Genomic DNA, 25,065 nt, shown 5'->3' on the forward strand with positions numbered 1-25,065 from the left:
TGCCGCTATCGTCTCGATCACCGCGTCGGTACCCAACCGGGCGGAGAGTCGGGAGGCAAGTCGGTGCTGGAGGATCTGCTCAGCGGTGCCTGGCAGAGCGTCGTGTTCGGGATCGTCGGTGTGGGGCTGATGGCGGCCGGTTTCGGCCTGGTCGACCTGCTCACCCCCGGGCGGTTGCGGGACCTGATCTGGGTCGAGCGCAACGCCAATGCAGGGCTGCTGCTGGCCGCCAACCAGCTCGGCATCGCCGGGATCGTCTTCACCGCGATCCTGACCAGCTACAGCGACTTCGGCAGGGGGCTCGCCTCCACTGTGGTGTTCGGGCTGCTCGGGTTGGCGATCATGGCGCTGGCCTTCGTGGTGCTGGACCTGCTCACCCCGGGCAAGCTCGGCGAGGTCATCTGCTCGCCGGAGCCGCACCCGGCGGCCCGGGTCAGCGCCGCCACCCACTTCGGCGCCGCGCTGATCGTCTGCGCCTGCATCGCCTGACGGCGGTCGCGTCCCGGTCCGGTCGCTGGTCCGGTCGCGTGCGGGTCCGGGCGTCGTACCCGGTCCGGTCGCGTGCGGGTCCGGGCGTCGTACCCCGGTCGTAGCGTGCGGGGCATGAACCGTACGGACCGGCTCTACGCCCTGGTCGAGGAGCTGCGGGCGGTGTCGCCCCGGCCGCGCAGCGCGCGCTGGCTGGCGGTCCGCTTCGAGGTCAGCAGCCGGACCATCGAGCGGGACATCGGCGCTCTCCAGGAGGCCGGCGTGCCGATCTGGGCCGAGCCGGGGCGCACCGGCGGCTACGTCCTGGACCGCAGTCGCACCCTGCCGCCGGTCAACCTGACGGCGGCGGAGGCAGTGGCGATGGCCGTCGCGTTGCACCGGCTCGACGGCACACCGTTCGCCGGGCCGGGTGCCACCGCGGTGCGCAAACTGGTGGCGGTGCTGCCGGCCGCCGACGCCGCCGAAGCGCACCGCCTCGCCGGCCGGGTGCACCTCGTCGGCGACGGACCGGCCACGCCCGTCCCGGCCATCGTCGCCGACGCGGTCACCGCGCGGCGGGTGCTGCGCATCCGGTACGCCGACCGCGCCGGCGCGGACTCGGTGCGCGACGTCGAGCCGCTGGGCTACCTCGGCAACCCCCGACACTGGTATCTGCTCGCCTGGTGCCGGCTGCGCGACGAGTTGCGCTGCTTCCGTACCGACCGGATCCGGAATGTCCAGGCGCTGCCCGACGTGGTGGTCCGGGAGTTCCGCCCGACGGATCTGGACATCCCGCACGAACGGGTTCGCGCGTTGAGCCTGGTCTGAGGCGCATCGGCGGGCGGCGCCGACGGTCCGGTCGGAAGGAACCCCCGTCGGGTGATCCGGAAACACCGACAGGACGGTGTCGCGGACGACCCCGAGACTGCTCCGGACGGCGGCCGAACGGCCGGCACGCACAACCTGGAGGCAGCAGATGTCAACGACGCCCATCACCTGGTTCGAGATCGGCACCGACCGGCCGGAGGATGCGGAACGTTTCTACGGAGAGCTGTTCGGCTGGACCTTCGAGGAGCAGGGCTCGACCGACGGCGGGTCCTACCGGGTGACCGGGGCCGGCGGGGACACCGGAATCGGCGGGGCCATCCGGGCGACCGACGGAACGTCGCCGAACTACGCGGTGTTCTACGCCGAGGTCGCCGATGTGGCGGAGACCTGCCGACGGGCCGAGGCGGCCGGCGGCCGGGTGCTGGTGCCGGTGCGGACGGCCCCGAGCGGGCTCACGTTGGCCCACCTGCTCGACCCGGCCGGCAACCACCTGGGAGTGTTCACGCCCCCGCCGGCCTGACGCCGGCGCCGGCCTGACGCCGGCGCCGGCCTGACGCCCCCCGCCGGCCTGACGCCCGCGCCGGCCTGACAGCGCTGCGGGCCGGATGCGCGTGCGGGCCGGATGCCGCGTGCTGGCGTCCCGGGGGCGGTGATCGACTCGGTTTTCGTGATTCGGGGGTGTCGGGCTGTCGTGGACACCGCGGGATCACGGACGTCGAGTGGATCAGGCCTGGGGGCAGGCCCGGTGTGGCCTGGGCCTGCCCCGAAGCGCTACGCGCCGGGCGTAGCCGCGGGGGCGCCGGGGTCGCCGTCACCACCCGGGCCGTGACCACCCTGACCACCCTGACCGCCTGGACCGCCGCGCCAGCCGGGGCCGCCGTGGCCACCCGGGCCGGGGAAGACGCCGGCCTCGACGGCCTTGGTGATGGCGTCGGCCTGCTCCTGGGTGAGCTTGCCGTCCTTGACCGCCTGGTCCAGCCGTTGCTTGAGCGCGGCCTGCCGCTCCTCGGCCGACGGGCGCTGCGGCCGATCGGCCTGCCGGCGCTGCTCGCGGACCTTCTCCAGCGCGGCGGTCACCTTGTCGGTGGGCACGCCCAACTCCTTCGCGAGTGCCTCGGCGAACTCGTTCTGCCGGTCGGCCTTCGCGCCGGGAGCGGCGTCGGCCTTCGCGCCGGGAGCCGGGGCGGTGCTGGCGCTCGGTGCCGGCGTCGGGGTGTCCGCGGCGAAGGCGATGGTCGGGGCCGCGATCCCCACGCCGAGGACGCCAGCGGTGGCGAGGCCGGCCAGGAGATGCTTCCGACGGATGGTGCGGGACATGCTGTCCTCCAGGAGGTCGGTGACGCTCGTGTCATCACCGACAGTGACCAGCCAGCCTGGGTGCGACCCGTGGCGAACCTGTCAGCGACCTGACAATCCGGGCGGGCGGGCGGTCAATTCGGTTGCGTCCTCGTTGGTGGAGCCGCCAGGGTTGGCAACCCACCGACGGAAGGACGCAGCTGGTGATGAGCGTGGAGATTCGGGAGATACCGCTCGTCGAGCCGGGCGCTGGCCCGTACGGCATCACGGCCGGCCCCGACGGCGCGCTGTGGCTGACGCTGGTCCACGGCGGCGGGATCGCCCGCCTGGGGGCCGACGGGGCGGTACGAATCTACCCGCTGGATCCGCCGGGCGGCCGTCCGTTGATCATCGCGGCTGGGCCGGACGACGCCCTCTGGTTCACCCGCTCGGGAGACGACAAGATCGGCCGGATCAGCCTCGATGGCGCGCAGCGCACGATCGCCCTGCCGGCCGGCACCGGGCCGGGTGGTATCGCCGCCGGCCCCGATGGCGCGCTCTGGTACACCGGGATGACCTCCGACACGATCGGCCGGCTGGACACCGATGGCACGGTCACCATGTTCCCGCTGCCGGTGACCGGCGGGTTCGCCTCGATGATCACGGCCGGCGCGGACGACGCCCTCTGGTTCACTCTGCATCAGGCGAACGCGATCGGCCGGATCGACCTCGATGGCGGGGTGACGCTGCATCCGTTGCCCACCCCGGACGCCGGCCCGGTCGGCATCACGCTCGGTGGCGACGGTTCGATCTGGTTCGTGGAGATCGCCGCCGGTCAGCTCGGCCGGATCGCCCCGGACGGCCGGATCAGCGAGTTGCCGCTGCCGGACCGGGCAGCCCGTCCGCACGCGATCGTGGCCGATCCGGCCGGCGGCGTCTGGTTCACCGAGTGGGGCGCCAACCGGATCGGTCATCTCGACCCCGCCGGAGGAATCGACGGCTACGACCTGCCCACGCCCGGGTCCGAACCACACGGCATCACAGTCACCCCGAACGGCATTTGGGCAGCCCTGGAAACCGGCGCGCTAGCCCACCTGACCCGAACCCCCACCCCCGCCTGACCGCCCCCGCCTGACCCGGCGGTGATCATGAGGTTATAGCCGCGACACGCCGTGGCGAGTGACGACAACCTCATGATCACCGGGGGGAGACGGCCGGGGGGAGACGGCCGGGGGAGGGGGAGGGGGAGGGGGTTACTGCACTGCGGGGGCCACCGTCAGGGTGTTGGTGTCGACGTTGAGGGTTGCTTCGGTGCCGAACGGGACTGTCAGTTGGTTGGGGCCGTGGCCGATCGGCAGGCCGCCGAGCACCGGCACGCCCAGGTCGCCAAGGCTTTCGGTGAGGACGTCGACGATCGTGGTGTCCCAACCGTCGCCACAGTCGGTGAACTGCCCGACCGCCACGCCGGCCAACCCGTTCAGCGCGCCCGCCCGCCGCAGGTGGGTGAGCATCCGGTCGACCTTGTACGGGGGTTCCTGCACGTCCTCGATCAACAGCACCGCGCCGGTCAGGTCGGGCAGGTCCGGGGTGCCGATCGACGCGGCGATCAGGCACAGGTTGCCGCCGAGCAGAGTGCCGGTGGCGTGACCCGGGACGCGTACGTCGAAGGTCTCCTCGGTGGGCAGCGCGGTGATCGACACCGGCTCGGTCGTCATCAGCGCCGCGTGCAGGGATTCGGCGGAGGACAGTGGGGTCCGCTCGTCCTGCCAGGCCGCCCCCGGGCCGTGCACCCCGGCCAGCCGGGCACCTCGCCACAGCGCGAACTGCAACGCGGTGATGTCCGAGAACCCGGCCACCACCTTCGGGTCACGGCGCACGGCGGCCATGTCGATGGCGTCCACGATCCGCTGGGCGCCGTACCCGCCCCGCGTGCAGATCACCCCCCGTACCTGCGGGTCGGCGAACGCCGCGTTCAGGTCGGCGGCGCGCAGGTCGTCGGTGCCGGCGAGGTAGCCGTGGCGGGCGTACGCGTTCGGTGCCGGCACCGGCCGCAACCCCCAGCTGATCAGCAGCTCCATCCCCCGGGCCACCCGCTCCGGCGAGGTCGGCCCGGATGGTGACACCAACATCACCGTGTCACCTGGTCGCAGCACGGGCGGGCGGACGGTGGCGGTGTCCTCGTTGATCACATCGCAGAGCCTAACGCCTGTTTCATCAGAACTGGCCGGCCTGCGGCGGGCTCGGACGACGACCGGCGGCGTTGTGGTTTCGTCCGGATACCGGTGTTGTATCCGGACGAAACCGCGCCTTGCCGGATCGCCGCCCGGACTCAGCCTGGGCTCGACCGCCCTTATGAAACAGGCGTCAGCGACCCCGCCGGATCCGGGATCGACGGACGGCGCGCACATCCCGGTGGCGGGGCGTGGCGGCACGCGGTGCACCGGCTAGCCTCGACAGGTGGCAACCGCGCTGGTGATCGAGAACGACCCGACGGACGACGCGCGCCGGCTGGGTGAGTGGCTGACCGAGGCTGGGCTGGAGCTGCGGGTGGTGCGCCCGCACGCCGGCGACGAACTCCCCGCCGACCTGGAGGGGTACGCGGCGCTTGTGGTGCTCGGCGGCGACCAACAGGCGTACCCGCTGCCGGACGGCTCGCCCGGCGCACCATGGTTCCCCACCGTGGAGGGCCTGCTGCGCAAGGCGGTCCGCTACCGGGTGCCCACCCTGGCGGTCTGCCTGGGCGCACAGCTGCTCGCCACCGCGCACGCCGGGCTGGTCGAGCGGAGCCCGTCCGGACCGGAGATCGGCCCCGGCGTGGTCGGCCGGCGCGACGCCGCCGAGAACGACCCGTTGTTCCGGTACGTGCCGTTGATCCCGGACGTGCTCCAGTGGCACGCCGACGAGATCACCGAGCTGCCCCGGGGCGCCACCCTGCTGGCCGCGTCCACCCGCTACCCGCACCAGGCGTTCCGGCTCGGCGACCGGGCCTGGGGGTTGCAGTTCCACATCGAGTGCGACGCCGCGATGATCGCCGACTGGGCCACCGATTCGACCCAGCTCGCCGAGCTGGGCTACGACCCGGAGCTGGTGGTCGCGGCCTGCGCCTCGGTGCTGCCCGACGTCGAGGAGGTCTGGCAGCCGTTCGCCGCCCGGTTCGCCGCGCTGGCCCTCGGCGAGTTGGACGACAGCACGATCCGGCGCGGCCTGCCGCTGCTCGGGCACTGATGAGCCGGCCGACCAGGGCACCGGGCCGACTCGCCCGATACGGCTTCGGCACCGCCGACGGCGACGGCGGCGCGCGCGCCGCGGACCTGCTCGGCCCGGACGGGTTGCGGCTGTGGCGGCCGGCCGAGCAGGAGCCCGCCGACGAGTCGGCCGCGGAGCTGCTCGCCGCGCTGTCCCGGGCCGCCGACCCGGACCTGGCGCTGCGGCAGCTGCACCGCATCGTGGAGGCCGAACGCCGCACGAGCGGGGCCCGGGCCGAACGCGGCACGAGCCGGGCCGGAGCCGGAGCCGTGGCCGAACGCCGCACGAGCGGAGCCGGAGCCGGGGCCGCCACGAGCGGCGGCAGCGCCGAGTCTCCGCTGCTCGCGGAGCTGCACACCGACCCGGGGCTACGGCGGCGGCTGATCGCGGTGCTCGGCGCGTCGGCGGCGCTCGGCGATCACCTGGTGGCCAACCCCGCACACTGCCTGGCGCTGCGGACCGCCCCGGACGGGCTCGCGCCGATCGCCGAGGGCCGGCTGGAGGTGACCGGCGGCGGCAACCCGGTGGCGGTGCTGCGGACCGCGTACCGGTTGGCACTGCTGCGGATCGCGGCGGCCGACCTGACCGGCGGGCGTGGCCTGGAGCAGACCATGGCCGCGCTGTCGGCGTTGGCCGACGCGACGCTCGCCGCGGCGTACGAGATCGCCGTCGCCGAGCTGGCCGAGGGCACCGAGCGGCCCCGGCTCGCGGTCGTGGCGATGGGCAAGTGCGGCGGCGGCGAACTGAACTACGTCTCCGATGTGGACGTCATCTTCGTGGCGGCCGAGGACGCCGACCTGCCGGCGGCGACCCTGGTGGCGACCCGGCTGATCCACATCTGCGGGCTCGTGGCCTGGCCGGTGGACGCGGCGCTGCGACCGGAGGGCAACCGGGGTCCGCTGGTGCGGACCCTGGCCAGCCACCTGGCCTACTACCGCCGGTGGGCGCGCACCTGGGAGTTCCAGGCGTTGCTCAAGGCCCGCCCGGCCGCCGGTGACGTGCCGGTGGCCCAGGAGTGGATCGACCAGCTCGCGCCGCTGGTGTGGCGGGCGGCCGAACGGCCCGAGGCGGTCGAGGACGTCCGCGCCATGCGACGCCGGATCATCGACCACATCCCGCCGAAGGAGCTGGAACGCGAGATCAAGCGTGGTCCGGGCGGGCTGCGCGACATCGAGTTCGCCGTCCAGTTGCTGCAACTCGTGCACGGCCGCGTCGACGAGACGCTGCGCGAACCCGGGACCATCCCGGCGTTGCGCGCGCTCGTCGCCGGCGGCTACGTCGGCCGGGCCGACGGCGAGGCGCTGCTGCGCGGCTACCGCTTCCTGCGCAGCGTCGAGCACCGGCTTCAACTCCAGGCCCTGCGGCGTACCCACACCGTGCCGAGCGAGCCCGGCGCGTTGCGGTGGCTCGCCGCCGCGCTGGGTTTCACGGCCACGACGGGGCGCAGCGCCGTGGAGAGCTTCCGGGCCGAGTGGGTCACCCACGCCACCGAGGTACGCCGACTGCACGCCAAACTGCTCTACCGGCCGCTGCTGGAGTCGGTGGCCCGGGTGCCGGCCGACGGGTTGCGACTCACCCCGGAGGCCGCCCGCCACCGGCTGGAGATCCTCGGTTTCGCCGACCCGGCCGGGGCGCTGCGCCACCTGCAGGCGCTCACCGGCGGGGTGAGTCGCACGGCGGCCATCCAACGGACACTGCTACCGGTGCTGCTCAGCGAGTTCGCCGACGCGCCGGAGCCGGACCGGGGGCTGCTCAACTACCGCAAGGTCTCCGACAAACTGGGCAGCACCCCCTGGTATCTGCGGCTGCTGCGCGACGGCGGCCCGGTGGCCCGACGGTTGGCCCGGGTCCTCGCCCTGTCCCGGTACGTCGCCGATCTGCTCGCCCGGGACCCGGAGGCGCTGCGGCTGCTGGCCGAGGAGAACGAGCTGGCCCCGCGCCCACCCGAGGTGCTCCGGGAGGGGTTCCTCGCGGCGGCGGCCCGGCACACCGACCCGGTCGAGGCCACCCGCGCGGTGCGCGCGCTGCGACGTCGGGAACTGGTCCGGGTGGCCTGCGCGGACGTGCTCTGCCGGGCCGGCGCACTCGCACCCACCCCGAGCCGGCCGGACGGCGTGCACCGGCCCGCCGTCGGGCTCGTCGACATCACCGAGGTCGGCACGGCGCTCGCCGACGTCACCGACGCCACGTTGGCCGCCGCGCTGCGCGCCGCCCGGGCCGGTCAGCCGGCCGCGGCGGGGTTGCGGTTCGCGGTGATCGGCATGGGCCGGCTCGGCGGGTACGAGTCGAACTACCTCTCCGACGCCGACGTGCTGTTCGTCTACGACCCGTCCGCCGGGTCCAACGAGAGCGACGCCAGCGCGGCGGCGCACGCGATCGCCGAGGAACTGCGCCGGCTGCTCGGCGTACCCGCCCCCGACCCGCCGCTCGGTGTGGACGCCGACCTGCGTCCGGAGGGCCGGCAGGGCCCGCTGGTGCGCAGTCTCGCCGCGTACGCGCAGTACTACGCCCGCTGGTCGCGGGTGTGGGAGGCGCAGGCGCTGCTGCGCGCCCGGTTCGTCTGCGGCGACGCCGACCTGGGTGCCGAGTTCGAGACGATGATCGACCCGGTGCGGTACCCGGCCGACGGGCTGACCCGTGAGCAGGTCGTCGAGATCCGCCGGATCAAGGCGCGGGTGGAGACCGAGCGGCTGCCGCGCGGCGCGGATCCGGCCACCCACACCAAGCTGGGGCGGGGCGGGCTCGCCGACGTGGAGTGGGCGGTGCAACTCGTCCAGCTCCGGCACGCGGGCAGGGTCCCGGCGCTGCGCGGCACGCGTACCCTCGATGCCCTCGCGGCGGCCGAACGGGCCGGCCTGATCGACCCGGCGGACGCCGCCGAGATGGCCTCCGGGTGGTCCCTGGCCGCGCAGGTCCGCAACGCGTTGATGCTGGTCCGGGGTCGGGCCGGCGATCAGTTACCCCGGCACGGGGTGGAGCTGGCCGGGGTGGCCCGGCTGCTGGGGCGCGACGACCCGGGGGAGTTCCTCGACGAGTACCTGCGTACCGGCCGCCGCTCGCGTGCCGCCGCGCAACGGGTGCTGGAGGCGTAGCGGGGTCAGCTGCCGAGCGTGTACTCGCCGGGGCGGGGGACCGTGACGGTGGTCCAGTCGCCGTCGGCGGTGACCGTGGCGTCGCCGGACGCGACAAGCCACCGGCTGTGCCGGACCCGGACGGCCACCGGGCCGGCGGTCGGCGCCCGGAAGGTCACCGCCGCGCCGTCAACGCGGATCAGCTCGGCGGGTGCGGCGACCAGCGGCGTCGGGTCGGCCACAGCCCAGACCCGCCAGTGCGGCCCGGACCAGACGGGCGTCAGGTAGGGCAGCCCGCCCTCGACCAGCTCCGCCTCGGCCCGCCCCACCCAGGACAGCGGGGCGTCCGGCAGCGCCACGTACTGCACGGCGTTCTCCGCCAGCCAGGCCCGGTAGGTGCTCGGGGTCAGCGGTGCGCCGGTGCCGGCCGCGCCGGGCACGGTGGTGAAGAACAGCGGGTTGCGGTCGATGTCGGCCTGCCGCAGCCAACCCCGGGCCAGCGGCACCTCACCGAGGCGGGCCGCCTCCCAGTAGTTGCGGGTGGGCGGCACCTCGACCCGGCCGGTGAGCCGTTGCCCGGCCAGGAACGCGCGCAGCGGCGCGTGGTAGCCCGGCGCGCTCGTCGGGTCGCCGATGCCACGCAGGTCGGCGGGGACCGCCGGCGGCTGCCAGGCGCAGACCGCCACCAGCAGCGCGGTCAGGCCCACACCGCCGCGCAGCCGAGCCCACCGCGACCGCCCCGCCGCCGCGGCGCGCGCTGCGGCGGCGCTGGTCGGGGCGGCGCTGGTCGGGGTGGCGCTCGCCGGGGTGGCGCTGGTCGGGGTGGCGCTCGCCGGGGTGGCGCTGGTCGGGGTGGCGCTGGTCGGGGTGGCGCTGGTTGGGGTGGCGCTGGTCGGGGTGGCGCGCGCGGCCGACCGGCGGGCCAGGCGGTCGGAGAGCCAGGCGGGCGGGTGGGCGGCGGCGGCCAGCACCGGCAGCGCGAACATCGTCACCAGTCGGGTCGCGTTCAACCCCACAGGCGTGTGCACGACCGCGGCGGCGAGCACCCCGGCGGCGGAGAGCAGCGCACCGAACCGCACCGGCCGGTACGCCACCAGCACCGCCACCACCAGGCTGGTCACCACCGCGCGCACCGCGTCGGTGCGGCTGATGTTCATCCAGCCGCCGTCGCCGAAGAGCACCGCCGTCGCGGCCAACGGCAGCGCCGCCGCGACACCGAGCGCCAGACCATCGGCGTACCGGCGGGTCAACAGCAGCGCCACGCCCGCCAGGCCGACGAACAGGCCGGCCACCGGACTGGTCGCCGAGGCCAGCAGCGCGGCCACCGCCGCGAGCACGAGCCGCCCTCGCCCTCGTCCGGGTACGCGAGTGAGCGCGAGCAGCGCGGCCAGCCCGAACGCCACGCCCAGGGCGTACGTGACCCGACCGGAGACCAGGTTGCCGGCCAGCGTGACCACCCCGACCAGGCTGCCCAGCAGCGGTCGGGGCACCTCGGCGCGGACCAGCAGCGCGGCCAGCGCGGCAGCCGACGCCACGAGCGCGAGCGCGCCGGTCACCCGTACGCCGAGCAGCGCCATCACCGGCTGGGAGAGCAGGCTGTAGCCGAACTGCTGCACCCCGGCGTACCAGCGCAGGTCGACCGGGGTGAGACCGTGGGCTGCGAAGAAGTCCGCCCGAGCCACCTGCGCGGCGAGGTCCGACCCCATCAGCGGCAGGGCCAGCCAGATAGCGGCGAGCACGACTGCGGAACCGGTGGTCATCGCCACCACCCGACTGTGCCGCATGCCCACCTCCGTACCGCGACCACCGTACTGGCAGCATGTCCGGCGTGCCTCACCACCTCGCGCGTTGGACCGGACTGGCGGGATCGGCGTTGCTGGCCGTCGCCGCGTTCCTCGGCGGCGCCCTGCCCGGCTCGCCCCTGCGTACCACCCCGGTCAGCGTCTGGCAGAGCCCGAACGGTCCGCTGGTCCTCGTCGCCTGGCTGGTCGGCACCGCGCTGCTGGCCTACGCCTGGTGGGCGCTGCGGGACTCCGTGCCGTCGACCCGCTGGGCGCTGACGACCGTCGGGCTCTGGCTGCTGCCGCTGCTGATCGCACCGCCGCTGGCCAGCCGCGACGTGTACGCGTACGCGTGCCAGGGCGCCAGCTACACCGCGGGCATCAACCCGTACGAGCAGGGCGTCTCCGCGCTGCCCTGCCCCTGGCTGGACACCATCTCGTACATCTGGCGGGACACGCCCGCGCCGTACGGGCCGCTGTTCGTGGTGCTCGCCGGCGCGGTGGTGAAGGCCACCGGCTCGCTGACCGGCGCGATCGTGGTGTTCCGGCTGATCGCGGTGGCCGGGGTGGCGTTGATCGCGCTCAGCCTGCCGGTGCTGGCGCGACGCGTCGGCGTACCCGCCAGCCGGGCGATCTGGCTGGCGCTGGGCTGCCCGCTGGTCGCCGTACACCTGGTCGCCGGCGCGCACAACGACGCCCTGATGGTCGGTCTGCTGGTCGCCGGGCTGGCGGTGATCGTCTCCCGGCCGGGCCGCCCCGGCCCGCTGCTCGCCGGCGGCGCGCTGCTCGGCCTGGCCGCCGCGATCAAGGTGACCGCGCTGGTCGTGGTGCCGTTCGCGGCGCTGGCCGCGATCGTCGGCGGGTACTCGATCCGGGCTCTGCTCCGGCACGGCGGGTGGGTGGTCGGCGGTGCGGTCGCCGTCGTGGCCGGGGTGACCCTCGCGGCCGGGCTGGACTTCGGTTGGGTCGCCGGGCTGGCCAGCGGCAGTGACGTGATCGCCTGGACGTCGCCGTCCACCGCAATCGGCCAGACCGTCGGCTACCTGGCGGTGCCGTTCGGCGGGCACATCGACGCGCTGCCGGTCACCCGGGGGATCGGCGTGGCGGTGCTGGCGCTGCTGCTGGTCTGGCTCTGGTGGCGGGCCCGCACCCGGGAGCCGCTGTGGTACGCCGCGCTGGCGTTGGCCGCCACTGTCGCCCTCGCGCCGCTGTTCCACCCCTGGTACTGGATCTGGCCGCTGGCGGTGCTCGCGGCCACCGCCCGCCGGACCGGATGGTTCACCGTCGTCGCGCTCGTCGCGTCGTTCCTGGTGCTGCCCGACGGCACCGGCCTGCCCCGGTTCACCAAGACGGTCGGGGCGCCGCTGATGACGCTGTTGGTGATCGCCCTGGTCGTCTGGTTGGTACGGTCGGCTCGGGCGGCCCGTCACCCGGTCGCCGCCGACTGACGGAAGGTGCGCCGGTGACCGCTCCCGGTCCGCCGCCTTCCGGTCCGCCGCGTTCGGGTCCGCCGCGTTCGGGTCCGCCGCCTTCCGGTCCGCCGCCTTCTGGTCTGGGGGCGGCGCGCCTGGCCCGGTACGTGGGACTGGTCGGCGCGGTCCTGCTCGCCGTCGCCGCGTACCTCGGTGGGGCGCTGCCCGACGCCCCGCTCGGCGCGACACCGGAGTCGATCTGGCGAGCCCCGGGCGGCCCGGCGACGCTCACCTGCTGGCTGGTCGGCACCGTGTCGCTGGTCGGGGCGTGGTGGTCGCTCCGCGGGGGAGCGCCGTCGACCCGATGGGCGTACGTCACCGCCGGGCTGTGGGCGCTGCCGCTGCTCGTCGCACCGCCGCTGGGCAGCCGGGACGTCTACTCGTACGCCTGCCAGGGCTGGACGTACGCCCAGGGCGTCGACCCCTACGCGGTCCCGGTGGCGGCGGCGGGCTGCCCGTGGCTGGACGCGGTGGCGCCGATCTGGCGGGACACCCCGGCACCGTACGGGCCGGTGTTCGTGCTGCTCGCGGCGCTCGCGGTGGGCGTCGGCGGCGGGCTCACCGGCACGATCGTGGCGCTGCGGGTCATCGCCGTGGCGGGGCTGCTGCTGGGCGCGCTCTGCCTGCCGGGGTTGGCGCGTGCGGCCGGTGTGCCGGTCCGGCGGGCGGCCTGGCTGGCGCTGGCCGGCCCGCTGGTCGGGGTGCACCTGGTGGCCGGGGCGCACAACGACGCGGTGATGCTGGGCCTGCTGCTGTCCGGACTCCTGCTCGCGGTCCGCCGGCCGGGTCGGCCGGCGTCGTTGCTGGTGGCCGGGGTGCTGCTCGGGTTGGCGGTGACGGTCAAGGCCAGCGCCGTGGTGGTGCTGCCGTTCGCCGCGCTGGCCGCGGTCCGCGGCCGCCACACCGTACGGTCGTTGGCGCGCGACGGCGGCTGGCTGGCGGCCGGGGTGCTCGCCGGGTTGCTGGTCAGCTCCGCGGTGTCCGGGCTCGGGTTCGGGTGGGTGGGTGGGTTGACCCACAGCGGTGACTCGGAGCAGTGGACCTCGCCGCCCACCGCCGTCGGCCTGGTGGTGGACTACGCCGGCGCGCTGGTCGGGCGGGATCCGCAGGCGGTGCCGGTGGTCCGGGCGGTGGCGCTGCTGCTGCTCGCCGTGCTGCTGGCGCTGCTCTGGTGGCGAGCCTGGGGGGCGCTGGGCCGGCGCGACGACGCGCCCGACCGGATCGAGGCGTGCCGGGTGGTGCTGCTCGGTACCGGGTTGGCGCTGGCCGCGACGGTGGTCCTCTCCCCGGTCTTCTACCCCTGGTACGCCACCTGGCCCCTCGCTCTGCTGGCGGTCGCCGCCACGCGGACCACCTGGTTCGTGCTGCCGGCGGCGGTCGCGGCGTTCCTCACATTGCCCGACGGCACCAACCTGGCCCGGTTCGCCAAGGCTCCCGGAGCGGTCGCGATGACCGCGCTGGTGCTTGTCCTGCTCGTCCTCGTCCTGCGCCTGACGCACCGCCCTCGCCTGCCCAGACCGTTCGACCGGGGTCGATCATGAGGTTGGCGGCGCGCTCCGAGATCGAAGACACCGCCAACCTCATGATCAACGAATGCCGGGCGGCGGTCGCCTTCGGTCAGGAGGCGGGGGTGCGTCGGCGGGCCCGTCCGGCCAGCGCCACCGCGCCACCGAGCGCCGCCGGGCCGATCAGCGTCACGGCGGTCGCCGCCACGGCCAGGCCGAACCGGTCGACATTGGGTCCGCCGTGCAGGGCCGTGGGACCGGCGGCGACCAGGTCGTGCAGACGGAGCAGGCAGATCGGGGTGAGCAGGGTCAGCGCGGCCCACAGCCCTCGACGGTCACCACCTACCAGTAGCCCGATCGCCAGCAGCAGCGTCACCGCCAACAGGGCCAGGCCCACGCCCTGCGGGATCTGGATGCTGGTCCAGCCGTAGTAGTAGTGGTCCTCCCACGGGTACAGCAGCTCCGTCGCGACAGCGGCGCCGACGGCTGTGAGCGGCTGCGCCAGCCGCACCGGCATCGACAGCCGGTCCGGCAGGGCGAGCGCCACCAGCCCGAGGGCGACCTGGGGCAGCAGGATGAACAGCGGCGGTCGGGGCAGACCGGCCAGCTCCGCGACGGGCACCGCCACGACGGTGAGCAGCAGCGCGAGACCGATGGCCCGTCGCGCCCACCGGGCCGAGCCCACGGCCAGCGCGAGCGCCGGCAGGAGCCACCCCACCCACACCCCGGCACCGAGGGTGGCGACCGGCCCGAGTGCCGGGATACCCCAGTAGGGCGCCGGGGGCCGCAGCTCCAGCACCGACCAGACCGCCGCGAGCGCGGTCGCGGTGAGCAGGGACAGCACCGCCGCGAGGCGTACCCCGGGGATCAGGCCGGCGGCCCCGACGGCCCGCAGCCGCTGGCGGACGCCGCCACGCGCGAGGTCCGCGGCGTCCGCCGGCGAGGGCCAACGCCGCTCCGGGTCGGCCAGGTCGAGGTACGTCCCGACGATCTCCGCGCCGCGGGCCCGCCGGTAGTCGGCGGGGTACGCGCGCAGCAGCCACAGGTAGCGCCGCTCCAGGTCCGTCATGCCAACCCCTCGGCGGTACGCGGGGCGAGTGGCCGGGTGGTGCGGGCGCGCAGCCGGGCGGTGGCGGCCTCGACGTTGCGGCGCAGCCGCTCGGTCTCGGCGGTGAGCGTCGCGTCGCCCGCGGGGGAGAGGCGGTAGTAGCGGCGTAGCCGGCCGTCCACGATCTCCTCCCGGTCGACCTCGACCAGGCCGGCATCGACCAGCCGGTCGAGTGCGCCGTAGAGGGTGCCCGGCCGGAGGTTGACCCGCTGGTCAGAGAGGCCAGCGACCTCGCGGATCAGCCCGTAGCCGTGCAGCGGCTCACCGGCCAGCGCGGTGAGGATGAGGAACGTCGGTTCCCGCAGGGGAGTGTCCATGGCGACAATATAACGGACGCAAAGATATAACGGTAGGCGATACGTCTGGTGGGCGGGGAAACGGAACCGGGCCGGCTCCGCGTCACGCGGAGCCGGCCCGGCCGGCGGTTCAGCTACTGCTCAGCAGTCGTAGTACATGGCGAACTCGTGCGGGGTCGGGCGCAGGCGCACCGGGTCGACCTCGTTGGCGCGCTTCCAGTCGACCCAGGTGGAGATCAGGTCGGGGGTGAAGACGCCGCCGTCGAGCAGGTAGTCGTGGTCGGCCTCCAGCGAGTCGAGCACGGCCGGCAGCGAGCCCGGCACCTGCTTGACGTCGCCCCACTCCTCCGGCGGGAGGTCGTAGAGGTCCTTGTCGATCGGCGTCGGCGGCTCGATCTTGCTCTTGATGCCGTCCAGGCCGGCCATCATCATGGCCGAGAAGGCCAGGTAGACGTTGGCCGACGGGTCCGGCACGCGGAACTCGACGCGCTTGGCCTTGGCGTTGCTGCCGGTCACCGGGATCCGGGTGCAGGCGGAACGGTTGCGCTGCGAGTAGACCAGGTTGACCGGCGCCTCGTAACCCGGCACCAGGCGACGGTACGAGTTGACCGTCGGGTTGGTGAAGGCCAGCAGCGACGGCGCGTGGTGCAGCAGACCGCCGATGTACCAGCGGGCCATGTCGGACAGGCCGGCGTAGCCGGTCTCGTCGTAGAACAGCGGCTCACCGTTGAGCCAGAGGCTCTGGTGGGTGTGCATGCCGGAGCCGTTGTCGCCGAACAGCGGCTTGGGCATGAACGTCGCGGTCTTGCCGTTGGCCCAGGCCTCGTTCTTCACGATGTACTTGAAGAGCTGGAGCTGGTCACCGGCGTGCAGCAGGGTCGAGAACCGGTAGTTGATCTCAGACTGGCCGGCGGTGCCCACCTCGTGGTGCGAGCGCTCCACGTTGAAGCCGGTGTCGACGAGCCGGCGCACGATCGAGTCACGCAGATCGGCGTAGTGGTCGACCGGCGGCACCGGGAAGTAGCCGCCCTTGTACGCGGTCTTGTAACCGAGGTTGCCGCCCGACTCTTCGCGGCCGGTGTTCCAGGCGCCCTCGATCGAGTCGATGTAGTAGAACGACTGGTGCGCCGAGGTCTCGTGGCGGATCGAGTCGAAGATGTAGAACTCCGCCTCGGCGCCGAAGTAGGCGGTGTCGGCGATGCCGCTGGCCGCCAGGTACGCCTCGGCCTTCTTCGCGACGTTGCGCGGGTCGCGGCTGTAGGCCTCGCGGGTGAACGGGTCGTGGATGAAGAAGTTCAGCGCGAGCGTCTTCTGCGCGCGGAACGGGTCGATGAACGCGGTGGCGACGTCCGGGAGCAGGAGCATGTCCGACTCGTGGATCGCCTGGAAACCGCGGATCGACGAGCCGTCGAACGCGAGGCCGTCGGTGAAAAGATCGTCGTTGACGGACTCGACCGGCAGGTTGAAGTGCTGCATCACGCCGGGCAGGTCACAGAAACGAACGTCGACGAACTTCACGTCCTCGTTCTTGAGGTATCGCAGCAGTTCCTCGGGATTGGCGAACACACATCCTCCTGGCACGTCCACGGGGTGGCTAGGCTTCTGGCGACGCTAGGGCCGGGCGGTTGCCCGGCCGTGTCTCCGTTGTTTCTGCCGTGTTACGTCCCGCGCGGAGCGTCAGTGGCACTCCGGTCCACGCCCCCGGCCCGCCGCGAGCGCCGTCCGACTGTGCCAGTGTAATGACATTTGATGCCGTTGGCCCGAATCAGCACGCCGTGCAGGCGACACCCGGCAAGTCCTCATCCCCGCGCGGATACCCTTGACCGCTGTGACCAATCCGCACGCCCCGGCCGCGCCGGCCACCGACCCCGGTTTCACCCCACCCAGCCTCGGTAAACGGTTCGGGGCGCTGGTCATCGACTGGGTGCTCAGCCTGCTGGTGTCAAACGTCTTCGCCGACCCGTTGCGCGACAGTTGGGCGCCGGTGCTGGTGCTGGTGCTCGAGTACGGCTTCTTCCTCGGCCTGTTCGCCCAGACGCCGGGCATGTACATCACGAAGATCCGCTGTGTGAACTGGTACGACGGTGGCCGGATCGGGGTGCTCCGCGGCCTGATCCGCGGCCTGCTCCTGGCCCTCGTCGTCCCCGCGCTGATCATGGACGAGCACCGTCGGGGGCTGCACGACCGATTCGCCAACGCGGTCATCGCCGACGCACCCCGAGGCTGAGCCCCGCACCCGCCGCACCCGCCCTCGCCTCCGGCGCTTGGTCCTCGCCTCCGGCCTCGCCTCCGGCGCTTGGTCCTCGCCTCCCGCCCTCGGCCCGGCCTCGCCTCCGCCCGCCCAAGATCGCGCTCGATCCGGGATGTAGTGGTATCCCTGCGTTTCGCAGGCCACTACATCCACGATCGAGCACGATCTTGACGGGCGACGTGGTCTGAAGCCTCGCCTCCGGCGGCCAATGCGTCCGCCTCTGGGCAAGATCGCAGCAACTTCGGGGAAGTTGCTGCCTGCGGCGCGTCTGAGGCAGCAACTTCGGGGATGTTGTGCGGGTGCCGGGGTGCCGGGGTGCCGGGGTGCCGGGGTGCCGGGGTGCCGGGGTGCCGGGGTGCCGGGGTGCCGGGGTGCCGGGGTGCCGGGGTGGTGCGGTGCGGTGCGGTGCGGGGTGCCGGGGCGCCGACGGGTAAGAGCCGGACCCGTTCGGGTCCGGCTCTTACGCGTACACCTGGGGGGTCAGCGGCCCCGCGACTGGCGGGAGGCGCCCGGCGGCCGCATGTTCTTCGGGATCGCGCCCTTGGGCATCTGCGGACGGGCGGTGAGGGCCTTGAGCCGCTTGTCCAGCGAGTTGACGTCCTTGCCGGAGAGCGCGCGGGGCAGACGCAGCAGCGTCGTGCGGAGCTTGCGGATCGGCAGTTCGCCCTCTTCCTGCCCGATCACGTAGTCGTGCAGGGGCGCGGAGCCGATCACCTTCGACAGCCGCCGCTTCTCCTGCCCGAGCAGGCCGCGTACCCGCTGCGGGTTGCCCTCGGCCAGCAGGATCACGCCCGGCCGGCCGATCACCAGGTGGATCATGTCCATCTGGGTGGTCGAGCTGACCGCCGGGGTTACCCGCCAGTCGCCGCGCATGTTCTCCATGATCTGCGCCGCTGCGCCGGGCTGCCCCTCGGCGGCGTTCATCATCGCCTTGTTGGACCGCAGGTTGAGCACGATCAGCACCGCGAGCAGGACGAACAGGATGCCGATCGGCAGCCAGATCCAGCTCCAGAGGATGACCGCGACCACGGTGAGGGCGAGCGGGATGAGCACCGCGGCGGCGACCAACGGCGCGAACCACCGGTCCTGCTTGGCGGTGAACTGGAACACCATCCCGATCTGCTTCAGCCGTTGGCCGAACGAGACCTTCTCCTGGGGCTTTGCCATGCCGCAGAGTCTAGTGGTCGCCGCCGGCCCCGTTGATCCGCGTCCGGGTGCCGGCCGACTGAGTACCTTACGTCGCCTCGCCGCCGCGGAGCGGGCGAGTAAGGAGGGTGCCGGGGGCGAAGATCAGGCGCTGTGCCCATGCCCGGGTGGGGCCTTCGCGCGGAGAGTCATCGGCAGAGGACGACGCCACGACGAAGGAGACCGACATGTTCGGCAACGACGCGGAATTCCTGCTCTCCCTACACCGTACGCATGCCGCCGAGCTGCGCGCCGAGGTGGACGCGGCCCGGCTCGCCCGCGCGGTGTCGCGACCTGCCGGCCGCACCTGGCTGGGCCGCCGCCAGCAGACCCGCCGCCTCGGCGACGACCGCCGGTGACCGCGCCCGCCCCGGCGGCCACGCCCACGGCACCCGATCGGCGGGACGGTCGACCGCCGGTGACCGCGCCCGCCCCGGCGGCCACGCCCACGGCACCCGATCGGCCGGACGGTCGACCGCCGGCCGTCCCGCCGATCGGTGGGGCCGGCGCGGGCGGCCGCCGTGGCATGCTCGCTTCCGTGACCGTACGCGCCGCCAGCTCCGTCATCGTCGGCCGCCAGCGCGAGCTGGCGACGTTGCGGGAGGCGCTGGCCCGCGCAGGGGCGGGGGAGCCGACCACCGTGCTGGTGGGTGGCGAGGCGGGGGTGGGCAAGACCCGGCTGTTGGAGGAGTTCTCCGCCGGAACCACCGGCGGCGGGGCTCGGGTGCTTGTCGGCCAGTGCCTGGAGCTGGGCGAGGCGGGTCTGCCGTTCGCCCCGTTCGCCGCCGCCCTGCGCGCGGTGCTGCGCGTCGACGGTCCCGAGGTGTTCGCCGGGTACGAGGCGGAGTTCGCCCGGCTGCTGCCGGAGCTGGGCCGGGCGCCGCTGGCCGCGCCGAGCGCCGCCCCGGTCGGTGACGCCCCGCGCGGCTACCTGTTCGACCTCGTCGCCGAGCTGTTCCAACGGCTCGCCGAGGCCCGGCCGCTGGTGCTGATGATCGAGGACCTGCACTGGGCCGACCGCTCCACCCGCGACCTGATCGGCTTCCTGGTCCGGGCGGCCCGACCGGGCCGGCTGCTGCTGGTCTGCACCTACCGCACCGACGAGTTGCAGCGCGGGCACCCGTTGCGCCCGTTCCTGGCCGAGCTGGACCGGGTCCGTGGCGTGCACCGGGTCGAGCTGGGGCGGCTGGACCGCGACGGCACCGCCGCGGTCCTCGCGGATCTGCTCGGTGTCGAGCCGTCCACCCGTGCCGTCGACGACGTCCACGGGCGCACCCAGGGCAACCCCTTCTTCATCGAGGAGTTGGCCGTGGCCGGCGATCCGCTCGGCTGCGCGGCGCTCCCGGAGACCCTGCGCGACCTGCTGTTGGCGCGGGTGGACCGGCTGCCCGAGCCGTCCCAGCGGGTGCTGCGGATCGCCGCGGCCGGCGGCACCCGGTTCGCCCACGACCTGCTCGCCGAGGTCGCCGGCCTGCCGGACACCGAGTTGGAGGACGCGCTGCGTGCCGCCGTCGCCGCCCAACTCGTGGTGGCCGACCCGGACGGCGACTACGAGTTCCGGCACGCGCTGGTCCGCGAGGCCGTGCACGACGAGTTGCTGCCCGGCGAACACGCCCGGCTGCACGCCCGCTTCGCCGCCGCGATCGAGGCGCAGCCGCACCTGGTCGCCGTCGGCCGGGCGCCGGCCGAGATCGCCCACCACTGGTACGCCGCGCACCACCACCCGCGTGCCCTGGTCGCCGCGCTCTCCGCGGCCCGCGACGCCGCCGACCGGTACGCCTACGCCGAGCAGCGTCGACTGTTGGAACGGGCGCTGGAGCTGTGGGAACTGGTGCCCGACGCCGCCGACCTGCTCGGCATCGACCACTTGGGGCTGCTGGAGCAGACCCTGGACGCCGCGATCACCGCCGGTGACTTCAGCCGGGCCATCACCCTGACCCGGGCCGGGCTGGCCGAGGTGGACGCCGACGCCGCGCCGCTGCGTGCCGCCCGCCTGCTGGACCAGCGGGGTCGACTGATGGCCCTGCTCGGCAAGAGTGACGGCAGCCGTGAGCTGGATGAGGCGTACCGGCTGGCGGCCGGCGGCCCGATCGGCGTGGAGCGGGTCCGGCTGCTCGCCGACATCGCCACCCACCTGGCCAAGATCGCTCCTCAGCGGGCCGCCCAGGTGGCCGCCGAGGCGGGTGCCGCCGCCGCGGCCCTCGGCGAGGAGTTGGCCCTGCTGCCGACGCGGATCGCCATGCTCTGCCACGGTGAGCGGGATCTGGAGCGTGGGCTGAACGGGCTGGCCACGGTCGAGGCCGCCGCGCGTACGGCCGGGGACACACCGACGCTTGTGCTCGCCAAGGTGTTCCAGTCGGACATGCTCTGCGAACTGGGCCGTTACGCCGAGTCCGCGCAGGCGGCGGAGGCCGGTGTGGCCGAGGCGCGGCGGGTGGGGATCAGCCGCTCGACCGGGGCGTACCTGTTGTCGAACCGGGCCGAGGCGCTGATCGCGCTGGGTCGGTGGGACGAGGCCGAGGGGGTGTGCGCGGAGGCCGCCCGGATCGACCTGTCCGGCGTCACCGGGCTGCACTGGCTCCAGTTGGGCGCCGGGCTGCGGCTCGCCCGCGCCCACCCGGGGGCCGAGGAGCTGGTCGACCGGGCGTTGGCCTTCCTCGGCCGGCCCTATCTGTGGCCCAACCACCGGCTGCCCCTGCACGAGCTGGCGATCGAGGCGGCGCTGGCCACCGACGACAAGATCGAGGCGGTACGCGCCGCTCGCGTCGCGGTGGCCGACGCGCATCTGCCGCAACTGCCCCGGGAAGGCTGGCCGGTGCTCAGCGCCGTCGCCCGTACCGCCGCCCGGGTCGGTGACCGGGACCTGGCCGCCGCCGTCACCGTGCTCGCCGCGGACCTGCCGGCCCGGCACCCGGCGGCGCGGGCGCACGCCGCCCAGGTCGCCGCGCTGCTGGCGGTCGGTGACCAGGCGCTGCCGGCCTGGCGGGCGGCGGTGGACGCGTGGCGTGCCGACGGGCAGCCGTACCCGCTCGGTCGGGCGTTGTTGGCGCTGGCCGAGGCGGCCGCCGCCGGCGGCGAGCGGGACGAGGTGTCGGCGGCGCTCACCGAGGCCACGGAGATCGCCCGGCGGTTGGGCGCGACACCGCTGGCCGAGGCGGCCGCGACCCTGGCGCGGCGGGTCGGCCTGCGCGGGACGGGTCAGGGCGGGGCCGGCGCCGATCTGTTGACCGCCCGGGAGCGGGAGGTGCTGCGGCTGGTCGCCGAGGGGCACAGCAACAGCCGGATCGCCGAGCAGTTGTTCATCTCCCCGAAGACGGCAAGCGTGCACGTGTCCCGGATCATCGCGAAACTCGACGTGACGAACCGGGGGGAGGCCGCCGCGCTGGCCCACCGCCTCGGCCTGCTCGCCGAGCCCGCGCCACCCCGCTGACGAGCGCGCCAGCGGTCCCGGGCGCACCGGGCCGGATCGGGCCGGGTCGCGCGGTCAGGCCGACGGCAGGTAGATCCGCCAGCCGTCGATCGTGACCAGGTCCAGGCTGCCCGGGGCGGCGCGCAACCGCTCGTCGAGCGTGTACGCCAACGGCGAGCCGGTCGGTGCGACCCAGGCGGGCGCCGCCGCGCCGTCGACCTCCCGCCGGTACGCGGGGTAGCGGTCGAAGCCGGGGCGCAGCGCGTCGTCGACGACCGCGCAGACCACCTGCTCCGACGTGGCGAAGGTGAGCCGGTTGCAGGTCCAGTAGCCGGCGCGGACGTGTCGTACGCCGAGCTGACGCAGGGTGGTCACCAACTCGGTGTGCCGGGCCTCGGCGGCCCGGGTCGCGGGCGCGGTCCGCGCCGCCTGCCAGGTGGCGTGGCCGGCGGTGCCCAGGGTGGCCACGAGCAACGCCAGCGCGACCGGGCGGGCCAGCGCCGACCCGACGCCGCGACGGTCGCCCGCGGACCGCCGGAGACCGCCACGGGCCGCCGCCCAGACCGGCCACAGCAGTGCCGGCAGGGAGATGAGCAGGCAGGACAGATAGCGGGAACTCTCCACCGGCGTGAGCCCGGCGGAACTGCTCACGGTGTACGCGCCGAGGGTGCCGACCGCGGCCAGCACGAGCGCCAACCACACGGCCGCCGCCACCCGAGCCGGGACCTGCGCGACGCCCCCAGGACCGCCGGCCGCAGGGACCGCGGGGTCGGCGGGTGCGCGGCGCAGGGTGTGCCAGGCGGTGGCGGCGGCGAGGGCCAGCAGCAGCGGCAGGGCGAGCGCCCACCACAGTTGCCAGGTGGCGCACCTCCCGGGACCGCAGAAGCCCATCCCCAGCGCAGGGCCGAGCAACAGGCCGCCGTGCAGCCGGTCCGCCCATCCCGCGCTGGCGTTCGCGCCGCTGGCGGCGAGGACCGCGTTCAGTGGGTTCCGGCCGGTCAGCAGGCTGTCCAGCAGCAGCGGTGCGGCGCCCAGCACGGCGGCGGCCCCGAGCAGCGCCCCGGCCGCGCCCCGCAGCTCCCGACCGCAGAACCCGACGAGCACCGCGCCGAGCGCCACGACGTACGGCAGCACCAGCGGGTCGACCCAGACCATCAGGCCGGCCAGGAACCCCCACGCCGCCCAGCGCGTCAGCCGCCACCCCGGTCGCCCGGTGGCCAGATCAACCGCGAGTACGGCAAGCGCCATCCCGGCCGCGTTCATCTCCGGATAGCCACCACCGGCGATCAGCTGGTTCTTCACCACCCGGTCGGAGCCCAGCGCCAGCAACACCACCACCAGCAGCCCGAACCACCGGTCCCCGGTCAGTCGCAGCGTCAACCGCCAGGCCAGCAGCAGGAACAACACGTACAGCACGAGCGTGGGCAGCCGCAGACCGAGCAGCGACGGCCCACCGGCCAGGGCGAACACCGGCGCGGCCAGGTACGCCTCCAGCGCGCCCATGTACTGCTGGCCGTAGAACCAGACCGGGAAGTCCTCAGCTCGGGCGATGTGCAGCGCGGCCAACCCCATGGCGGCCTCGTCGCTGTTGGTGGGCGGCGCGGCGTGACCCAGCAGCCAGAGCCGGTAACCCACCCCGACGAGTACGGCCAACCCGGTCAGCCAGCCGACCAACCCGAGGCGCGAGCCCGGCCGTGGGTGCGGGGAGCCCGCGCCACGCGGCTGCTGGCGTACGCCGAGGGTCATCGCACGATCATGACATCCGGACGCCGAACGGCCGCGCGGCGCTGCCGGCGGGGTCAGCCCGCGGTGGTGGCGACCGGGGTGGCGGCACGGGCGTCGAGCGCCTGCTTGTAGAGCCGACCCGCCCGGTACGACGAGCGCACCAGCGGCCCGCTCATCACCCCGGCGAAGCCGATCTCCTCGGCCTCCTCGCGCAGCTCCACGAACTCCTCCGGCTTGACCCAGCGGGTCACCGGGTGGTGCCGGGGGGTGGGACGCAGGTACTGCGTGATGGTGATCAGTTCACAACCGGCGTCGTGCAGGTCGCGCAGTGCCTGGGAGACCTCGGCGCGCTCCTCGCCCATGCCCAGGATGAGGTTGCTCTTGGTGACCAGACCGTCGGCGCGGGCCTGGCGGATCACGTCCAGCGAACGGTCGTAGCGGAACGCCGGCCGGATGCGCTTGAAGATGCGCGGCACGGTCTCCACGTTGTGCGCCAGCACCTCCGGGCGGGTGCCGAAGACCTCGGCGAGCTGCTCGGGCACGGCGTTGAAGTCCGGGATCAGCAACTCGACGCCGCAGCCGGGCTGGAGGAGGTGGATCTGTCGGACGGTCTCGGCGTACAGCCAGGCGCCGCCGTCGGGCAGGTCGTCACGGGCGACACCGGTGATGGTGGCGTAGCGCAGCCCCATCGCGACCACCGACTCGGCCACGCGACGCGGCTCGTCGGCGTCGAACTCGGCCGGCTTGCCGGTGTCGATCTGGCAGAAGTCGCAGCGCCGGGTGCACTGGTCGCCGCCGATGAGGAAGGTGGCCTCCCGGTCCTCCCAACACTCGTAGATGTTGGGGCAGCCGGCTTCCTGGCAGACGGTGTGCAGCCCTTCGCGCGAGACGAGCCCGCGCAACTGGGTGTACTCCGGTCCCATCTTGGCCTTGACCTTGATCCACGGCGGTTTGCGCTCGATCGGCGTCTCGGCGTTGCGCGCCTCGATGCGCAGCAGACGCCGCCCCTCGGGGGCCGCCGTTGCGGTGCGCGCTGCCTGGCCGGTCGTCGGCGCGGAGTGCTCGATCGTCACGAAATTGAGCCTACGCTGGACGGCAGGTGTCTATGTACGCCAGGCGACCGGCGTCACGCTCCAAACGTTGTGACGCCGGACACCGGACAGTCGAAAATGAGCGTCACACACGTGGGGATCTGGTGCTACGGTCTCCGCCAACAGCGACGACGGAGCCGAGTAGCGCGCCGACCCGCCAGTGCAGAGAGCCGCCGGTGCTGAGAGGCGGTCTGGCACCGGTGCGCGAAGACCCTCCCGAGCTGCGGGTAGAACGGCAGATCGCCTAGTAGAGCCCGCCCGGCTGGCCCCGGTCATCAGGCGACGAACGAGGCCCCCGCTCCGGCGGGGGTGAAGGTGTGGTGGCACCGCGAGGTTCCCGCTCGCCCACACCTC

At 74.1% G+C, this 25,065-nt stretch carries 20 protein-coding genes; 11 read left to right on the forward strand and 9 right to left on the reverse strand.

The features are described 5' to 3' along the window. Window positions 1-63 precede the first annotated feature (63 nt). The 3 genes from AB0C25_RS16995 (at window position 64) to AB0C25_RS17005 (ending at window position 1,816) form a co-directional block, all read left to right on the forward strand. Window positions 64-489, forward strand: a complete 426-nt coding sequence (locus AB0C25_RS16995; protein WP_357245007.1) for a DUF350 domain-containing protein — start codon at window positions 64-66, stop codon at window positions 487-489. A gap of 114 nt (window positions 490-603) precedes the next feature. Further along, entirely contained in the window at window positions 604-1,296 is a 693-nt protein-coding gene (locus AB0C25_RS17000; protein WP_357374070.1) for a WYL domain-containing protein, read from the forward strand. 148 nt (window positions 1,297-1,444) lie between these two features. Continuing rightward, the gene (locus AB0C25_RS17005) at window positions 1,445-1,816 is read left to right on the forward strand and encodes a VOC family protein (RefSeq protein WP_357374072.1); all 372 of its coding nucleotides are present in this window, start codon (window positions 1,445-1,447) and stop codon (window positions 1,814-1,816) included. 251 nt (window positions 1,817-2,067) lie between these two features. Here the strand turns inward: AB0C25_RS17005 and AB0C25_RS17010 are convergent, their stop codons facing one another. Beyond that, entirely contained in the window at window positions 2,068-2,613 is a 546-nt protein-coding gene (locus tag AB0C25_RS17010) for a hypothetical protein (protein WP_357374074.1), read from the reverse strand. A 185-nt stretch (window positions 2,614-2,798) separates the two neighbouring features. Between AB0C25_RS17010 and AB0C25_RS17015 the strand changes: the two genes are divergently transcribed. Next, window positions 2,799-3,692 carry a virginiamycin B lyase gene (locus AB0C25_RS17015; protein WP_357374076.1) on the forward strand — a complete coding sequence of 298 codons (894 nt, stop codon included), beginning with the start codon at window positions 2,799-2,801 and terminating at the stop codon, window positions 3,690-3,692. Window positions 3,693-3,824: 132 nt separating this feature from the next. Here AB0C25_RS17015 and AB0C25_RS17020 read toward each other — a convergent pair whose 3' ends face one another. Next, window positions 3,825-4,760: an LD-carboxypeptidase gene (locus tag AB0C25_RS17020; RefSeq protein WP_357374078.1), complete on the reverse strand. Its 936-nt coding sequence runs from the start codon at window positions 4,758-4,760 to the stop codon at window positions 3,825-3,827. A gap of 268 nt (window positions 4,761-5,028) precedes the next feature. Between AB0C25_RS17020 and AB0C25_RS17025 the strand changes: the two genes are divergently transcribed. Both AB0C25_RS17025 and AB0C25_RS17030 read left to right on the forward strand, forming a co-directional pair. Beyond that, window positions 5,029-5,796 carry a type 1 glutamine amidotransferase gene (locus AB0C25_RS17025; RefSeq protein ID WP_357374080.1) on the forward strand — a complete coding sequence of 256 codons (768 nt, stop codon included), beginning with the start codon at window positions 5,029-5,031 and terminating at the stop codon, window positions 5,794-5,796. Continuing rightward, window positions 5,796-8,909, forward strand: coding sequence for a bifunctional [glutamine synthetase] adenylyltransferase/[glutamine synthetase]-adenylyl-L-tyrosine phosphorylase (locus AB0C25_RS17030; RefSeq protein WP_357374082.1), 3,114 nt, complete (start codon window positions 5,796-5,798; stop codon window positions 8,907-8,909). The genes AB0C25_RS17025 and AB0C25_RS17030 overlap by 1 nt, the downstream gene beginning before the upstream one ends. A gap of 5 nt (window positions 8,910-8,914) precedes the next feature. On the opposite strand, the gene AB0C25_RS17035 is transcribed toward AB0C25_RS17030, so the two are convergent. Beyond that, window positions 8,915-10,672, reverse strand: a complete 1,758-nt coding sequence (locus tag AB0C25_RS17035) for a hypothetical protein (RefSeq protein WP_357374084.1) — start codon at window positions 10,670-10,672, stop codon at window positions 8,915-8,917. 44 nt (window positions 10,673-10,716) lie between these two features. Between AB0C25_RS17035 and mptB (AB0C25_RS17040) the strand changes: the two genes are divergently transcribed. Beyond that, on the forward strand, window positions 10,717-12,117 hold the full coding sequence (gene mptB, locus AB0C25_RS17040; protein ID WP_357374086.1) for a polyprenol phosphomannose-dependent alpha 1,6 mannosyltransferase MptB: 1,401 nt from the start codon (window positions 10,717-10,719) through the stop codon (window positions 12,115-12,117). A gap of 104 nt (window positions 12,118-12,221) precedes the next feature. Further along, complete coding sequence (gene mptB / locus AB0C25_RS17045; RefSeq protein WP_357374457.1) at window positions 12,222-13,682, forward strand: polyprenol phosphomannose-dependent alpha 1,6 mannosyltransferase MptB; 1,461 nt, start codon at window positions 12,222-12,224, stop codon at window positions 13,680-13,682. 76 nt (window positions 13,683-13,758) lie between these two features. Here the strand turns inward: mptB (AB0C25_RS17045) and AB0C25_RS17050 are convergent, their stop codons facing one another. The 3 genes from AB0C25_RS17050 to glnA all read right to left on the reverse strand — a co-directional run bounded on the left by AB0C25_RS17050 (window position 13,759) and on the right by glnA (window position 16,616). Then, entirely contained in the window at window positions 13,759-14,715 is a 957-nt protein-coding gene (locus AB0C25_RS17050) for a hypothetical protein (RefSeq protein WP_357374088.1), read from the reverse strand. Continuing rightward, a complete protein-coding gene (locus tag AB0C25_RS17055) occupies window positions 14,712-15,071 on the reverse strand; it encodes a helix-turn-helix transcriptional regulator (protein WP_357374090.1) in 360 nt (119 codons plus the stop codon). Before AB0C25_RS17055 ends, AB0C25_RS17050 begins: the two co-directional genes overlap by 4 nt. A gap of 120 nt (window positions 15,072-15,191) precedes the next feature. Then, window positions 15,192-16,616 (reverse strand): type I glutamate--ammonia ligase, encoded by a 1,425-nt coding sequence (glnA, locus tag AB0C25_RS17060; protein ID WP_357374092.1) that lies wholly within the window; start codon window positions 16,614-16,616, stop codon window positions 15,192-15,194. A 262-nt stretch (window positions 16,617-16,878) separates the two neighbouring features. Here glnA and AB0C25_RS17065 point away from each other — a divergent pair, with 262 nt between their 5' ends. Then, window positions 16,879-17,277 carry an RDD family protein gene (locus AB0C25_RS17065; protein ID WP_357245033.1) on the forward strand — a complete coding sequence of 133 codons (399 nt, stop codon included), beginning with the start codon at window positions 16,879-16,881 and terminating at the stop codon, window positions 17,275-17,277. Between the two features lie 504 nt (window positions 17,278-17,781). On the opposite strand, the gene AB0C25_RS17070 is transcribed toward AB0C25_RS17065, so the two are convergent. Beyond that, window positions 17,782-18,468, reverse strand: a complete 687-nt coding sequence (locus tag AB0C25_RS17070) for a DUF4191 domain-containing protein (protein ID WP_357245035.1) — start codon at window positions 18,466-18,468, stop codon at window positions 17,782-17,784. 206 nt (window positions 18,469-18,674) lie between these two features. Between AB0C25_RS17070 and AB0C25_RS17075 the strand changes: the two genes are divergently transcribed. Both AB0C25_RS17075 and AB0C25_RS17080 read left to right on the forward strand, forming a co-directional pair. Continuing rightward, a complete protein-coding gene (locus AB0C25_RS17075) occupies window positions 18,675-18,845 on the forward strand; it encodes a hypothetical protein (RefSeq protein ID WP_357374094.1) in 171 nt (56 codons plus the stop codon). A gap of 179 nt (window positions 18,846-19,024) precedes the next feature. Then, window positions 19,025-21,916, forward strand: a complete 2,892-nt coding sequence (locus tag AB0C25_RS17080; protein WP_357374096.1) for an AAA family ATPase — start codon at window positions 19,025-19,027, stop codon at window positions 21,914-21,916. Window positions 21,917-21,970: 54 nt separating this feature from the next. On the opposite strand, the gene AB0C25_RS17085 is transcribed toward AB0C25_RS17080, so the two are convergent. Next, window positions 21,971-23,641 carry a hypothetical protein gene (locus AB0C25_RS17085; RefSeq protein ID WP_357374098.1) on the reverse strand — a complete coding sequence of 557 codons (1,671 nt, stop codon included), beginning with the start codon at window positions 23,639-23,641 and terminating at the stop codon, window positions 21,971-21,973. Window positions 23,642-23,694: 53 nt separating this feature from the next. Further along, a complete protein-coding gene (lipA, locus tag AB0C25_RS17090; protein WP_357374100.1) occupies window positions 23,695-24,693 on the reverse strand; it encodes a lipoyl synthase in 999 nt (332 codons plus the stop codon). Between the last annotated feature and the right edge of the window lie 372 nt (window positions 24,694-25,065).

The sequence above is a fragment of the Micromonospora sp. NPDC048839 genome (assembly GCF_040649915.1).
Lineage (GTDB): Bacteria > Actinomycetota > Actinomycetes > Mycobacteriales > Micromonosporaceae > Micromonospora.